General features: G+C 68.9%; 1 protein-coding gene. It reads right to left on the reverse strand.

From position 1 onward, the window contains the following. A partial coding sequence (locus tag WS96_RS10625) for an ABC transporter ATP-binding protein (protein WP_155714105.1) occupies nucleotides 1-594 on the reverse strand: 594 nt, incomplete at both ends.

Raw genomic sequence — 594 nt, forward strand, 5'->3', positions numbered from 1 at the left:
ATCCGGTCGCACATGAACACCGCTTCCTCGATGTTGTGCGTGACGATCAGCACCGACTTGATCGGCATGCGGCCCTGCGTCCACAGATCGAGCAGGTCGGTACGCAGCGTTTCGGCGGTCAGCACGTCGAGCGCGGAGAACGGCTCGTCCATCAGCAGGATGGTCGGATCGACGACGAGCGCGCGCGCAAACCCGACGCGCTGGCGCATCCCGCCCGACAGCTCGCGCGGATACGCGTTCTCGAAGCCGTCGAGGCCGATCAGGTCGATCGCGGCCAGCGCGCGTTCGCGCCGCTCGCGCGCGCCGACGCCGAGCGCCTCGAGCCCGGCTTCCACGTTCTGCAGCACGGTGAGCCACGGGAACAGCGCGAAGGTCTGGAACACCATCGCGACGCCCTCGGCCGGGCCGCGCAGCGGTTTGCCGAGATAGGTCACTTCGCCGCCAGTCGGCTCGATCAGGCCGGCGATGATGCGCAGCAGCGTCGACTTGCCCGAGCCCGATCGGCCGAGCAGGCCGACGATCTCGCCTTCGCGCAGCGACAGGTTCGCGTCGTCGAGCACGAGCAGCTCGCCCTGCGTCTTGTTGAAGCCGCGG

Source organism: Burkholderia sp. MSMB1835 (assembly GCF_001526365.1).
In the GTDB taxonomy this organism is placed as follows: domain Bacteria; phylum Pseudomonadota; class Gammaproteobacteria; order Burkholderiales; family Burkholderiaceae; genus Burkholderia.